This window comes from Flavobacterium sp. Arc2 (assembly GCF_041431385.1).
In the GTDB taxonomy this organism is placed as follows: domain Bacteria; phylum Bacteroidota; class Bacteroidia; order Flavobacteriales; family Flavobacteriaceae; genus Flavobacterium.
Map to the genome: position 1 here is coordinate 1 of NZ_JASMRH010000045.1, position 15,579 is coordinate 15,579.

A 15,579-nucleotide genomic window follows, 5' to 3' on the forward strand; every position below is an offset into this window, starting at 1 on the left:
CCAATAGAAGAACGATACAAATAAATAACCAATCGCACAACAGCAGTTACACAAGATGCAAGGATTTAGTGGAATTATCGTTTCGCATTGAACTTTTATCTTAAATAGAAAATATGCAGTCACGAAGCCTTGCACCTCGTGTAGCTGCCAACCGTTGTAAGTAATTTAAAAAAAACACATCACTGCTAAAATGAAAAAAATAGTAACATTATTAATTATCACTATTCTCTTTTGTAGTTTTAATATAGAAAACCATAAAAAATCTATCTTAAAAAATAGAAAGACTATCGCTATAAAAATTGATACTATTTTAACTGTTGAAATTGGAGGAATCAAACAATTTGTCGAAATTAAAACAGATGATAGTACAAGACCTGTTTTATTATTTCTATCTGGAGGGCCAGGTGGGTCAATGATGAACTCAGCTAGTAAATATACCAACAAGCTAAAAGATAAATTTACAATAGTGCAATGGGATCAAAGAGGCGCAGGTAAAACTTTAGAATTATATCCCTCTCCTATTCAACCTTCAGTTGGCCAAATGGAAAACGACACTTATGAAGTAATTCAATTTATTTCTAAAAAACTAAAAAAGAAAAAAATATATTTAGCTGGATGTTCTTGGGGTAACATTTTAGGTTTTTACATAGTTGAGAAACATCCTGAAGTTTTACATTCGTATTTAGCTATAAATCCAGTTGTCAGTCAAATGGCAAGCGAAAAACTATTATTAATAAGATTAAAAGAAGTTTATAAAAATAATGAAATTGCCCTAAAAGAACTATCTATTGTAAAGATTCCATTTGAAAGAGCTGAAGATTTATTTTTCATTCGAAAATGGCTTTTTGATATGGATGGTAAAGATTACGCAATTAAAGATAATTTTAAAGATTTTTTTCTTGAATGGACTAAAACTTGGTTTCCTGTATGGCAAGAAGTAATGAATATCAATTTACCGAAGACTTTAATTGAAGTAAAGTGTCCAGTATATTTTTTTGTTGGAAAAGATGATATTCAAACATCTACTAAAATCACAAAAGAGTATTTTGAGAAATTGAAAACACCAAAGAAAGATTTGTATTTATTTGAATACTCTAAACATTCAATCCAAGAATCAGAACCTGAAAAACTTCAAAATATTATAATTGAAAACATATTATCAAAAAACACAATTGATTAGAAATTTATTACATAGATGCTTTGATATAGCTGGAATTTAGTGGAATTAGCGTTTCGCATCAAGTTTTCCTTAAACCGAAAACTTAAAGGTTACGAATTTCCATTCATCTCAAAATGGCATAATGCTAACTACAATTTTACCGTATAATACTAGAATTAAACAACTTAACATAAATACTTTTAAATTTTTAATTAATGGATAAAGCAAGAATTAAGGATACTGATGAAATTGTTATGGCAGACACTATACTTGATCTTTATCCAGATTATAATGAGCTAGAATTTGTTTGTATTGATGAAATATGTTCTGTTCGTATGTCTCCAACTTGTATTAAAAAGACAGAACGTAAAAAACCACATTTTAAAAAATACAGAAATAGAGAACATATAGAAACCTGTGAATACGCCACTTTAAGTAAATTATACCAAAAAGGAGGAAATCAAAAATTAAATAAAATAGAAATTAGTAAAATTGGTTACCCATCTGTTTTTATTTTAAATGATGATGAAGAAGATTTTAAAAAAATCACTAAAGCTAGAGTTGATAGTAAAGACGAAGGAGTTACTGGCCGTGGTAATGCAATATCAAAAGTTTACGAATTTGATGATGAAAATGTCAAGTTTGATAGAAAAAATAGAGTTCAAAGTATTGATAGAATTGTAAATTGGTATTTAGGTTTTCCACACAATAGAGATGTTGAGATAGAAATAAATTCTATAAAAATCGCATATAGATATTTTTTCAAACAAATAAAATATTTCACCAATCCTACAAAATTGCAAAATGAGAGAATATTTTATGGTAAGCTTATATTATCAAAAACAAACAAAAATGTATTTGATAAATATACTGATTGCGTTTATTTTAATTTATTGGCATATAAAGATGAATCCAAAAAAAAATCTAATTATTCTGTTAAAATTGATAAAAAGTTAATATCAAAACATAGTTTGTCTAGGTTGAAAAATAAGTATGACAAATTATTTGACAAAGCATTTACGGAATTAGAAGAAGGAACAAACGAACCTAATTTCGGTCTGTATGTTTTCGTTTATGGGACAATTGACGAGAATAATGATACCATTATGAATGTCAAACAAAATCATATTACTTTCAGATATGATGAAGTTAGAAAAACAATTATTGAAGTTTAAAATAATTACTAAACAGTTTTATGAATATTTAATTCATTGAAAATAAAATCTGTAGTAAACAGCTAGAGTTTTGTTGGGCTTGAAAAGCCAACAATGAAGCCTGCGTTGAACGGAACCGGATGTAGTTTAAAAAGTAATGGTTTTAAGCTGCGGATTTTTAAGTCTGAAATAATACTATGAAGGAAAAGATGCTTAGGCATCTTTTTTAATATACATTTTATTTTTTACGATAATGTGGAAACCCGTAAAATACTGAATATCATTACTGATACATTTGTAGCTCAACCTAAATATTTTAATTATGGCTTTATCGTATGAAATCAAATGTATCAACAAATCTGACAGGACAAACATTCACGAAAGGATTGTAAACATTGGGGGTATTAAAACAGACGGCAACCGCTGGAAAATAAGCCAACAGGAGGCTATTGCAGCAATTGAGACCAACAAATGGCAGTTTTATGTAGGTCAAGGAGTGAATAAAGTAGATGTAATTGTTGCAGAAAGTGCCGCTGGTTATAAATACTTGAGAACAAAGAATGATACGACTACAACGAACAATCTTTTGAGTCTTCCTGAATGTCCATAAAATTTTATTACTTAATTAAAAAAATAGGTCACGGAATGTGACCTATTTAAAATATCCATTTCAAGAGTCGATAATTTTTCACAGGTATCTATAATCGTACATGATTATTGGGACGTAAGGTGTTTTCTAAACTTGTATTTTGTTATATTTGGACGTAATCCAACGGAATTTTTTTTTATAGACTGGCGTTGTAGGCAATTTTAAAAAAGACACTTAAATATAAATAACCAAATGACTGTAATACAAATTTTCAAGAATACATCTTCTAGTAAAATTAATGAGTTATATAAAAAAAATATACTCAATGAAAAGTTAGGCGAAGTAACCTTAATCATACCCAGTGAATTTACCAGATATAAATTTGGATTATTAGCGGATTTACTACGTTTTATTATAACTCTTAATAAAAATTATCAGATTAAATATTTAAAAATCAATATAGATAGTCAACAAATAGATTCTATATATGATCATGAATATATTTACCCAATAATTTCTTTATTATGGAATACATCAAGGTTTGTTGATGAAAACGATAATGATATTAAGGATTTACTTAAAATAAATCAAAATATGTTTTTCAGTAAAATGAATTCACTTGAAAAACTTAAGGGGCAAAAATATATTCTTTCACATACAGATCATTTATCAAAAAATAATGGGCTAATAAAATTTCTCGAAGATATAAACGGCTTCAATGATGACGAAGATTATATTACAGAAATTGTTGAAAGAATACTTAATGAAAATGTTTTATTACATAATATTAACAATCAACATGAATTAGAAAATATTATTAAGGATATCGGTGCTGTAATTTATGAACTAACTAAAAATACTTCTGAATGGGGGAAAACTGATGCTAATTTAAAACCTGTGCCATCTAGTATTAGAGGTGTGTATTTTAGATTTCACAATAACGGTTATGAAAATTTACTTGAGGATTTTCAAGGTACTCCATTAAATGATTTTTTTCAACATAATTATATTAAAGAAAATTGCATTCAAACTTATTCATATCAAAAAAATGAAGAAAAAATAATAGTAAATACTATTTACTATCTCGAAATACTCGTTTATGATTCTGGAGTAGGTTTCATTGAAAAATTTAATGACTCAAATGGTTTGACTGATATTGAGGTTATTAAAAAATGTCTAATCAAAAATCAAACATCATCAGTTTCTAATTTAAAATCAAAAAAAGGAATTGGTTTAGATCGAATACTTAATACGATTGACAAAAAAGGTTTTTTCAAACTAATGACTGATAAATACTGTGTTTACAGAGACCTTGTGAAAGACAACTACTCTAATTTAACATTAGAACAATTGAATAATTTGAAATTAGATGATTGGTATGGGAAAGAATTTAGTTCTGATGGTTCAATAAAATGTCAAGGATCATATGTAAGTATTCTTTATCCTTTTAAAAAAAATAGTTTGTAATGGGAAAGTATTATATATACAACGCTAATAGCAATGACATAATCTATGATAAGGCAACTGAAAAAAAATTTAAAGATGCTACAGTAATATTTAATCCATCGACCGATTTAGATTTTAATTCTCTAAAAAAAGAAATAACTGAACACTTTAGAGACTATCATCAAACTTCAGCAATGATTTTTATACATTGTATCTTAAAAACCAACTATAAAGAAGATATTGAAGAAAACTTAGATAAAATTTTCAGAGGAATTCCAAAAGTAGAGGAAGTAACTTTATCAAATAATATCTTATATGTAAGCTACGACATAAATAAAATTAACGTTAATTCTTCTGATGAATTTTTAAGCAAAAATATTGATGATATAATAAATCAAGGACTTACAAATATATTTATTAGCAATGGTGGGTTAGTAGAAAGTAGTGGGATTTCTCACCACTATGTATTTCCTTCAGGAAAACATTCATCAAAATTTTTAAGAACAGCAAACGTTCTCGTAAAGAAAAGCGAAATAGATTTTATTGCATTAAATACTTTGCATAAATTCAATTCAATACATATTAAAAATATTTATTGTGACACTCTATCTGTTAATGTTGTTGGATATTCAATCAATCAATTTCTAAAACGATATAACGAAAAACATATAGACGTAAATATAGAATCATTCAAATCTTATGATGGTTTGTATGATAAAAACACTAAATTTTTAAATGATTCAGTATTTCTAGTTTCTGCATCTACTTCTGGAGGATTAGTTGAATACATAAAAAAGAATCATGGTCAAGCTGTTAATTCTAACAATATTTGCGTGTTGTATTATTTGCCAATCGACAAAGACAGTGAACTAGCTAAAGAACGTGTATTGTGTAATTTAGAAATAAATAATAGTACTAAATCAGGATTAGAATTATATCCTCAATTTAAACCTACTGAACCATGTGATTTTTGTAAAAATAAGTCTATAGCAATTAAAATACTAGGAGATTCTTTTAGCTTGGACGAGCCAATAATTAATACAAGAAATATTATTGCCAATAAGTATATAAGCAATAAACTAAAGGATTTTGTGGAACTATTCAAATATAATTCTCATACAGGAACATCTTTAAAAACATCATATAGTGAAGAAAGTAATTTGCGGAAAAAATATGATATCTATATAGATTATGAAAAAATAATTAGTAATATAGAGTTAGAAATCGATGTGAATGGGAAGAAGAAAACAATTTATGAAAAACATAAATTAAAACTTGATTCGTATATTAATCAGTATATCCCAGCATCAATTAAGTATATAATTCATCTAAATGACAAAGGCTCTGAATTATTGGCTAAATACATAGAGAATAAAGTAAGTAGCTTCACAAACAGTTCTATAACGATTATCAACCAATCTAATTTGACCGAAGGAAAAATTTTGTCTGATGAGATAGGTTCTGTTTTAATCGTTGCCTCATGTATAACTAATGGAAAGAATCTTTTGTATTTGAGTAGATTTTTCAGAAATCATGCAAATGTAAGGTTAGTATATTTTGTTGCTATTAATAGAATTAGTGACGAATTAAAACAAAAAGAATTAAAAAGCAATATAAAATATGGCCTTTATGGTCCTGAAAACAGTTCGTTTATTGAGATTGAATCCATAAACTGTGATAATTCTAATTTTCAAACTCCGTGGGAAAGAGAATTAGAACATTTAAAAGAACTTAGAGAAAAAATAAGCGATAGTTTTATTGAAGACAGAATTTCGATAATTGAAAATTTTGATGATACAAATATAAAAGGAGGTAGCGATAAAATATTTAACTCAGATTTAAATAATGTGGAGTTAAAAATTAGAAAAAACTCTGCCTTTTTCAATGACAATACATATTATAGTAACATTAGTCAATCTGACATCTATTTTACTATTTCTTGTGTTTTAAATAATATGAGAAATAATAAAGTAGATGGATTATTTCAAACAAATTTCGTTAGAAATTTAATAGACCCTTTTATTTTCAATCGCTTTAATGATGGAATAATTCAATCAGCCATTCTAAGATCTGCTAAAGACGAAGAACTTAACTATTCCTATAGTCTTGCGACTTCAACGGATATGTATACACTCTTAAAAACAATTATAAAGCATAAAAATGAATATCAAGGTGAAGCAATATTAGAGTTTTTATTTGCATTATCGATTGGTAAGTTAAAATTACACAAATCTCACTATAGCTTTCTGATTGAAGATTTAAAAGAGATTGATAATGAAAAGATAAAATTGTTTATAGAACCAATACAAAATATTTATAAAAACTGCCTATAACAGCTAAGGGTTCGCTGGGCTTGAAAAGCCCACAATGAACCTGCGGTTGAACGGAAGTGGAGGCAGTTGTAAAAAGAGAAATAATTGTAGTTTAAATCACAAATGTTTATCTTCTAATTAATAAAAATAAAGTTCGTTCGAAGGTTTTTTGAGGAACTGACATTGCGTCCATATTAAGACAAATCTCCAATGATAGAAACTGAAATCACCATATCGATAAAAAGAAAGTCTGACGAAGACCTCATTAGAAAAAAAATTATTGATAGAAAAATTCAGTTTCCAATTTATATACTTGAATATGAAAATCACTACCAACTGAACTTTATAAGTGATTATGAAGAGTGGGAATTAGATTCTGCAATACTTGAATGTTTCCCTGAATATGAATTTACCTCAGACCTAGAAAGAGGCAGAAAAGAAATAAGATTACAATTATCAAGATGCCAGTCCGAACTTGCAACAGATGGTTGGGGAAGACGAATTGAAAATCCTTTAAACGAGACGAAATATCTTATAAAAAAGGTAAATAACAAGCCTGAGAGATTTAATCGCAAAATAAAGGTATTGTTTGAAGACAAAGAACAACATTATTATATCAACATAGTTGACGGGATAAACAAAGCATCTGGAGAAAAAGGATTCTTACTTTTAAATGAGTTTAAAACTAAAAATGATGTGGATGAAGGTGAGATTTTAAAAGATAGGCTTTATAAATCCCCTCTTGAAGCGTTTCATTCCGGGTATTATAAAACGCATGAATTGGTAAATAAAGATTTTAAGGAGTATATCGAAAATAAAAAAAAAGAATTGAGAGAACAACAAAAAGTTCCTCGAAAAATTATTAGAGACTTTATCAACTCTTGCAACAAATCTGAAAATGAGGGAATCTTTAAAAACCTTGATGAAAATTTAATCTTTGAGAAGAGAATTAACTGGGAAACAAAATTAAGAGTTGAAGGAATAAAAGAACTTAAAGAATATATTAAATCTCCAAATCAAGAATTATGTTCGAGAAATCTTAAAATTAGGTCATCTTGGAATTTCAATTTGCCAATTGTTACAATTGGTGTGAAATTCTTTCCAGTTTCAACTGATAATGAAAAGGGGAATATTCAGCAATATAGACAGATTAGATTTGAATTAAAGGATGAAAAAATTTTTAGTATAATGGAAGAAAACTAAATACGGCAAATTATGGCTAGGGTTTCGTTGCATGTGCAGCACGAACAATGAAATCTGTGTTGAGAGGGACTGGAGGTAGTTTTAAAAAGAGAAATAATTGTAGTTTAAATCCTGTATATTTACTTTCTAATTAATAAAAATGAAGTTCGTTTGAAGGTTTATAGACGAACTAAATTTGGTGGCAATAGTTCCCGAACGAAATAAATAAAAATATTTTGAATAAAAATGATTAAAAACATTAATTATCTAATTGATTTAGTAGGCGGAAACAGCAATGCATTAAGTATTTTATGTTTATTTATTGGACTGTTTGTTTCATTCTATTTGTATTTCAGAACATTTTATCGTTTAGTATTTTCTACTGAAAGAATCTGTAAAAAAAGAAACGAAATTACAGATTGGAAAAATGAACAAAATGAATATACTACAAGAGTACTATTCTATAATAATGGCAGAAAAACGTTAACAAAAACAGAGATAAAACAACTCGAAATAAATTCAACTAACGATATTTTATCAGTAAGATTATTAGAAGACGTTAAAAGCCTAAAACTTAATTTAAAAAAAAGTAGAATAAGAATTGATATTGAACATCTCGATTCTTCAAATTTTATTGTTTTAGAAATTGAACACAAGGGAAGTATAAATGTAGAAGGTCGAATTTCAGAAACAGGCGAAATACTTCATACAGAACCAAGATTTTGGGTAGTCATTAATATTATTTTTATCATTTACTTATTTTACGCATTATTTAATGTATTGCTAAGTTTAGACGATAAAAATTTAAATGACTCATCTACAATTGTTAATTTTTTACTTATAGTTGGAGTTTTTTTAACTGTTAGATTTATACATTCTTTATTGTTTATCCCTGATAGTCTTTCAGCTAAATATTTACATCCTAAAGACAAATGGAATATAGAATTTAAAAATAATTTTTAAAAATAAAAAATTGCTACGGCCACCAAAGATGCTATAACGGATTTGGGCAATTGGCTTAATGGGAAGTTAGTTTTGTACTTGGGATGATTTGCTTCGCCTGTTCGCTAACGCTCGGGTGGCAAATCCGAAAATAGGGCTTAATTTAGTCCCAAACCACTTGTACCAAGGGAACCTTGTGTGCAACTAAAAGAAACTTTTAACAAATAAAGAACTTCTATGTTTAATAAAATTTTTATCAGTTATGCATCAGAAGACTATTCAGCTGCAAAAGGTTTGTACGACAATTTATTACAGAAAAATTATTCGCCCTGGCTAGATAAAGAAAAATTACAGGTTGGAAGTAATTGGGATTTTAAAATAAGACAAGCACTAAAAGAATCAGACTTCGTGATAATTTTACTTTCTTCAATATCAATCAAAAAAAGAGGGTTTGTACAAAGAGAATTCAAACTTGCATTGAAATATTTGGAGGATAAGTTAATTGATGATATTTACATAATACCCATCTTATTAAATGATTGCGAAGTTCCTGCACAACTTGAATCAATACAATGGATAAAAAGTTCAGAAGAAAATTATTTGGAAAAAATATTAGATTCAATTAATATCCAGCGAAAAATTTATTTTGATACAACACCGCAAGAAATTATAGACTTGCAAAATAGTTTTATATCTCAAAAACTTGATGTGATTCAGCAGGTGTGTAAACATGTTGATTGCCATTTTGAATATCCTGTTTTTGCGAAAAATAATTTTTGGAACGTCAGTGATGTTAATGACCTAGTGAAAAGCAAAGCCTTACAAATTAGAAATGGTTTATACAATTTCTATTTTAGTGATAAGGAGTATTTTGAATGGGAAGGTGTTGAATTTCGTGATTCAACTTTAACTTATACTATTTCAAGCATAACTGAAAATCAACTTAGTATTTTGTTCACTCATGACGACTATCTCGGCGGTGCACATCCAAATAGTTATTATCACACTTTAAATTTCCTTTTCAATCCTGATTATTTAATAGAATCTAAAATGTTCATTAATGATTCTGATTTAAAGAAAATTGTAACCACTAAGAAATATCAATCTTATGAATTTGAAGACGACGAAGTTGTAGATATCAGTAGTCATTTGGAAAATTATGCATATAATATAGAATTCACTTTAAGGGGTGATAAAATAGAAATTATTTTAGCTAATAATCTGCCTAGAGTTATTCAAGTTTGTGGTTTTTTTACAACTTCTTATAAAATTCAAGATCATAAAATTGAATTGATACTAGATTAGCTACACACGACAGCTACTACAACGGAATTGGGGAATTGGCTTAATGGAAAGTTAGTTTTGTATCTTTGAGAAGTGAGTAAACGGATAGTTTTGTCTTCCTTAATTTACAACATAGATCTATAAATGTTTTTGAGTAATAAACTGAAATGAGTAAAACAACATTTGACAACATAACAAGAAGTGCACTTTGGACTGCATATAAAAATATTTGTTTTTATTGCAGTCGACCTTTAGATTGGGGGGATTTACATATTGATCATATTATACCTGAATCTATTTCACAAAAAGAAAAAGAGTTTGAAAAGATTAAACATGATTTTGAATTAGATGTAAATTTTAATTTAAACGAATTATATAATCTAGTTCCATCGCATAGTAAATGTAATCATAGAAAAAGTGATGATCTTTTCTCAAAAACTACAACATTATTTTATCTCTCAATTACTTGTAAATCAGAATCAAAAATCAAGATTGAAATAGAAAAATTAAAAAGAAATAAAAACAAAGGATTAATTTTATCTAAATTACAATCTGCACTTTCTACAAATGCTATTGATGCAAAGGATCTAAAAAAAATCTTAGTTGAAGCAGAAAAACACAATTGGAATATTAAAGAAATTAAATTACCATTTGGCGTAGAATTTATAGATGAGATTTATGATACTTTTTACCTTGACACAGATTTCTCTAAATTATTTGACAATAAATTATTAATGCACAATGATGAAGATTCATTGGAGTTAGTAAATGATAATAATGAAAAAATAAATGTAACAACTCTAAACGAATGGAAAAAAGCAACAAAAGAAGGCTATTATCCGCTTACAACTTATGCAATAAAATCATCTTCTACATTTACATTTTTCGAAGAATTAATTGAGACCTTAGAAAAAGCAAAAATGCCGAAAGTATCCTTTATAGATGATCCTTGGATAGAAATTGATATGTTAGATTATTTATCCCCAAATATTCTTATGGATGTTGAAGGTGAATTAACAGAATTCATAGAAAATGGTTTATCTATTGATGATTTAGTAAAGCAAGGCATTGTAAAAATAAATCCATCATTTATTTATAAAATAAGTTTAGAATTTGGGGGTTTTGAAACATCCTTAATAGAGCAATTTAGAGCAGACTTTAATGATGATGGGATTGAAGATATTTTTGTGCGAGGTTGGACAAGAGCAACTGGAGGAACAATGGGCTTTGGATTTACTACAATTCTAACAAAATTTTCAGAAAAACATCTAATTGGAAAAGAATAATATTATGTATAACAACTATGGATTTGTTGATCATGAAAATCTAATAATGGAACCCCTGTTGAAAGGAAATGGAGGTAGTTGTGAAAAGAGAAATAATTGTAGCTTAGAAATAATATATTTACCTACTTATTAATAAAAATAAGCAACAACGGAGGTTTTTAGTTGAACTGACGTTGGCAGACATCTACAAAAAATGATGACGAAAAAAGAAAATTATGACTAAAAAATTTATTGTGATTATTTCATTATTAGTATTTGCTTCTTGTAATATACAAAAAGAATTTTATGAAAATGGTGAAATCAAAGCTAAAGGAAAAGTTGAAAATAATAAGAAAAATGGGAAGTGGAAACTTTACTACGAAGATGGAAATATATTTCAAATCGGAGCATATTCAAACGGAAAAGAAGTTGGGAATTGGAAAACATTTCATGAAAATGGGAAAATACACCAATTTGGAAAATTTAACGACGGTAAACAAACTGGTGAATGGAACTTTTTTCATTCAAACGGAAGTCTACAAGGAATTGGAACTTTAAATAACGGGAAAAGAATTGGAATTTGGAAATGGTATTTTAATAATGGACAAATTCAAACGGAAAGAAGTTGGAATAATGGTAGCCTAATTGAAATAATTAGTTGTTATGATGGTCAAGGAAATAAATTTGACAAAGGCACATTAATTAATGGCAATGGAACAATGAAAGTATATAATATTGATGGAGGATTACAAGAAACAATACTCTATAAAAATGGAGAAATTATAAAGTAACGTCTGCCAACAGCTAAGTTTTCGTTGGGTGCGCAGCACGAACAATGAAAGCTGTGTTGAACGGGAACTACTTATAGGGCCTATTTATGTAAATTGATCTCTTTTATCCTACGCTCGAGTTTTTCACGTTGTTGTTTTGCTTTTTCATCATATGCCTTTTGCCTTCTTTCGAAAATGAATTGTTTCTGATGAAGTTCTTTTTCCAAAGACAAAGTTTTATTATAACTATAAATCAAGAGAGCCAATAACAATGCAATACTGCAGAAATAAAAACGATATTCCAATAGTAAGTACTTTAGTCTTTCAATTGTTTTTGATAACATGATTATTAAGAATTTAAAATGTTCCTTTGAAAAAATTCACAAACTAAGATAAATGTATTACAAATTACTGATTTGAACTATCTATTTTGTCAAATTTAAGTAGAAATTCTAATTGGCATTTTTGATAATTTTATCATTGTTGCAGTTTGACATTTTGTTACGTAAAACCATCATATCCTCACTCACTTTTTTATCCAATATCTTAGCATAGTGCTGTGTAGTTCTGATATTTTTGTGTCCTAACATTTTGCTCACGCTTTCAATGGGAACACCATTTGTGAGTGTTACAGTCGTTGCAAAAGTATGTCTGGCAATGTGGAAGGTTAGTTCTTTTTCGATTTCACAAACACCCGCTATTTCTTTTAAATACGCATTCATTTTTTGATTGCTCAAAATAGGAAGTAGTTTGTTTTGGTTGTTGCATTCCGGATGGTCCTCATATTTATCAATAATCATTTGTGTTATTGGAAGGATCGGAATTTTTGAAGCCGATTCGGTTTTCTGACGGTGAGTGAATATCCATTTCTCTCCGTCGATTCCAAGGCTTATATGCGACTTTGTTAGGTTTTTGACATCTATGTAGGCTAAGCCTGTAAAACAGCTGAAAAGGAATATATCGCGCACTAGCGATAATCGTTCTGTTTTGAAATCTTTGTTGAGTATATTTTGAATTTCTTCTTCAGATAGATAAACTCTTTCTACTTCTTTGACTTTTGACTTGTAGTTGGCAAAGGGATTTCTTTCTATCCAATGGTTAGCTATGCAAATCTTGATTATTTTATTGAAGTTCTTGATGTATTTTACGGCAGTGTTATTGGCGCAATTACGAACGCTTCTCAAGTAGAATTCATAATCTGTAATGAAAGCATGATCTATTTTGTTAATGTCTATATCTGAAGCCTTGTATTTCCATTGGAGGAAGTCGATAGTATGCTTTAGGGAGGTGGTATAGCGCTCTAATGTTCCTGGTGCATATTCTTTACCAACCAATTCTTTGATTTTGTTGTTGTGATCCTTGAAGATTGGGATAAGCATTCGTTTGTTGTCGTGGAGATCAAAAATTTCATTCTTTAGATTTTCAGAAGTTATAATAATATCCTTTTTGTATAATTTTTTCTCAGCTTCTAAAATTTTAGATTTTAAATATTCAAGGTGACTGTTTATTGAACGAGTCTCTTCATTGTTTCCCTTCACTTTAGATCCTTCATTTGACCATTTCTCAGGATTAACAAATTTGTTGCTACTAAATTCAAATCGTTTAGATTGTACTGTGACACGTACATAAATAGGGCAGATGCCATCATTATTGACTTTTGATCTCTTTATAGATATTCCGACGAAAGTACACCACCCATTCCGGAGCAAAGTACACCACGATTCCGCAACAAAGTGCGCCATTTATTCCAGAGCAAAGTACACCAGTCAAATCGTCCTTTATCATCACTAAGTAAAGATGATATTTTTCAAAGTTAATAATTATTTTTAGATCTCAAAGATTTACCTGTTAGTGTAATTCTGTGGGCAGAAGCTGACAATCTGTCCATAATAGCATCCGATAATGTTGGCTCGTTTAAGAAGGAATGCCAAGTGTCTACTGGGAGCTGGGAAGTGATCATAGTTGATCCTATACCATACCTGTCTTCGAGGATATCTAGTAACGCAATCCTGGCATCATTATTCAACGGTTTTAGCCCAAAATCATCCAGTATTAGAAGTTTGTTTGTGGAGATACTTTTAATCCACTTCAGGTATGTCCCATCAAGTCTGACTTGAGTCAAGGCATCCATAAACTTGTTCATACTAAAATATAGGGTTCGGTAACCAAGTAAACAGGCACTACGCCCTAAGGCGCAGGCCATAAAAGATTTACCACAACCAGTGGCACCAGTTATCAGGACATTTTCTCCCCTTTCTATAAACATGCCATCAGAGAGCCTAAGTAGCTGTTCTCTGGTAATACCTCTTTCTGTATTGCAAATGATATCTTCTGGTAAGGCATGATAACGGAGCTTACTTGCTTTTAGGTACTTCTGTGTTCTGGAGTAATCCCTGTATTCTACTTCTGCCTGAGTAAGCATAGCTATGAGAGAATGGACATCTTCTTGTTGATGTACTGGAAGTGACAATGCAGCTTCGTACCTTTTAGCCATGCCTGTTAATTTAAGACCTTTGAGCTGTTCTAATGTGTTTTGTGTGTTCATTTATTAGGATTTTATAAGTTGATTAATTATAAGCTTCAGGACCTCTAATATTACTGTGCTCGGGGATACGGAATTCGATAGGAGCCTCTTCTTCGAGTAAATCCATATTATTCACTAGGATGTTTTTGATAACACCGTAGCTAAATTTGTGACCTCTTAAGCCCCGTTTACATGCAGCTTCCATCCGAATGTTACCATAGGAACTCATGAGTCTCAATAGTCCCAGACAAGCAGTATAAGACTGATCAATTATCAGCTTACTGTTCATCACCTTTTTGAAAAATTCAAAAGTATTGGGGCCGTTTTCTTCTGCTTTTTTGAGATAATATTCCGGACTCCATCCACGTTGATTTTTAATGATCTGATGTCTTTCGGGCATATGCTCCGTGATACTGGTATAACCATGGCTGGTGTAATTCCTAGTATGCACAGCAATCCTTTGTGCATCGCAATAGATCTCCACGACATCCTGATCATAAGCAATGCGTACCTCTTTTCCAATGTAACGATAGGGAACAGAATAAAAGTGCCAGTCTTCACCCACCAGTACATGGTAATGCTTTTGAACCTTTGCTTTGGTATAATGTCTGATACTGTATGGGGATTCTGGAAGGGGCTGTAGTAGTGTTTTTTCCTCGCTTTTAAACAACTCGAGTCTACTGTATACTTTCTTCTGAAAGTTCAGCTGATGATGATAATCAAGTTTTTCTCTAATGGCCTTGTTTAGTTCAGTAAGACTATGAAAAGTATCATTACGTAGGCTAGCATAAATACGTCTATAGGTAATCTTTACGTTATTCTCAACAGAGGGCTTGTCCTTGGGCTTATACGGGCGAGCCGCAAGCAGTGCGATATTATTGTGGTTGGCCCATTGCTCGAGCATATCAGTAAATACAGGTTCATATTTACAACTTTTGGATACCCATTGCCT

14 protein-coding genes are annotated in these 15,579 nt (G+C 29.6%); 10 read left to right on the top strand and 4 right to left on the bottom strand.

Annotation, left to right across the window (positions count from 1 at the left end; translation table 11 throughout):
- Positions 1–190 precede the first annotated feature (190 nt).
- From QO182_RS18945 to QO182_RS18990, 10 genes are all read left to right on the top strand, one after another.
- Positions 191–1,180, top strand: a complete 990-nt coding sequence (locus QO182_RS18945) for an alpha/beta hydrolase (RefSeq protein WP_371563548.1) — start codon at positions 191–193, stop codon at positions 1,178–1,180.
- 194 nt (positions 1,181–1,374) lie between these two features.
- A complete protein-coding gene (locus QO182_RS18950; protein WP_371563550.1) occupies positions 1,375–2,334 on the top strand; it encodes a hypothetical protein in 960 nt (319 codons plus the stop codon).
- A 301-nt stretch (positions 2,335–2,635) separates the two neighbouring features.
- Positions 2,636–2,923 (top strand): DUF3892 domain-containing protein, encoded by a 288-nt coding sequence (locus QO182_RS18955; RefSeq protein ID WP_371563552.1) that lies wholly within the window; start codon positions 2,636–2,638, stop codon positions 2,921–2,923.
- Positions 2,924–3,154: 231 nt separating this feature from the next.
- Entirely contained in the window at positions 3,155–4,369 is a 1,215-nt protein-coding gene (locus QO182_RS18960) for a hypothetical protein (protein ID WP_371563554.1), read from the top strand.
- A complete protein-coding gene (locus tag QO182_RS18965) occupies positions 4,369–6,681 on the top strand; it encodes a hypothetical protein (protein ID WP_371563557.1) in 2,313 nt (770 codons plus the stop codon). Before QO182_RS18960 ends, QO182_RS18965 begins: the two co-directional genes overlap by 1 nt.
- A gap of 189 nt (positions 6,682–6,870) precedes the next feature.
- On the top strand, positions 6,871–7,863 hold the full coding sequence (locus QO182_RS18970) for a hypothetical protein (protein WP_371563559.1): 993 nt from the start codon (positions 6,871–6,873) through the stop codon (positions 7,861–7,863).
- 225 nt (positions 7,864–8,088) lie between these two features.
- Positions 8,089–8,805 carry a hypothetical protein gene (locus tag QO182_RS18975; RefSeq protein ID WP_371563561.1) on the top strand — a complete coding sequence of 239 codons (717 nt, stop codon included), beginning with the start codon at positions 8,089–8,091 and terminating at the stop codon, positions 8,803–8,805.
- A 216-nt stretch (positions 8,806–9,021) separates the two neighbouring features.
- Entirely contained in the window at positions 9,022–10,089 is a 1,068-nt protein-coding gene (locus QO182_RS18980; RefSeq protein ID WP_371563564.1) for a TIR domain-containing protein, read from the top strand.
- A gap of 146 nt (positions 10,090–10,235) precedes the next feature.
- Positions 10,236–11,354, top strand: coding sequence for an HNH endonuclease (locus QO182_RS18985; protein WP_371563566.1), 1,119 nt, complete (start codon positions 10,236–10,238; stop codon positions 11,352–11,354).
- 215 nt (positions 11,355–11,569) lie between these two features.
- Positions 11,570–12,124, top strand: coding sequence for a toxin-antitoxin system YwqK family antitoxin (locus tag QO182_RS18990; RefSeq protein WP_371563568.1), 555 nt, complete (start codon positions 11,570–11,572; stop codon positions 12,122–12,124).
- An 80-nt stretch (positions 12,125–12,204) separates the two neighbouring features.
- Here the strand turns inward: QO182_RS18990 and QO182_RS18995 are convergent, their stop codons facing one another.
- From QO182_RS18995 to QO182_RS19010, 4 genes are all read right to left on the bottom strand, one after another.
- A complete protein-coding gene (locus tag QO182_RS18995) occupies positions 12,205–12,447 on the bottom strand; it encodes a hypothetical protein (RefSeq protein ID WP_371563570.1) in 243 nt (80 codons plus the stop codon).
- A gap of 108 nt (positions 12,448–12,555) precedes the next feature.
- A complete protein-coding gene (locus QO182_RS19000; protein WP_371563572.1) occupies positions 12,556–13,845 on the bottom strand; it encodes a site-specific integrase in 1,290 nt (429 codons plus the stop codon).
- Positions 13,846–13,916: 71 nt separating this feature from the next.
- Complete coding sequence (gene istB / locus QO182_RS19005) at positions 13,917–14,648, bottom strand: IS21-like element helper ATPase IstB (RefSeq protein ID WP_371563574.1); 732 nt, start codon at positions 14,646–14,648, stop codon at positions 13,917–13,919.
- A gap of 22 nt (positions 14,649–14,670) precedes the next feature.
- On the bottom strand, positions 14,671–15,297 hold the full coding sequence (locus QO182_RS19010) for a hypothetical protein (RefSeq protein ID WP_371563577.1): 627 nt from the start codon (positions 15,295–15,297) through the stop codon (positions 14,671–14,673).
- Between the last annotated feature and the right edge of the window lie 282 nt (positions 15,298–15,579).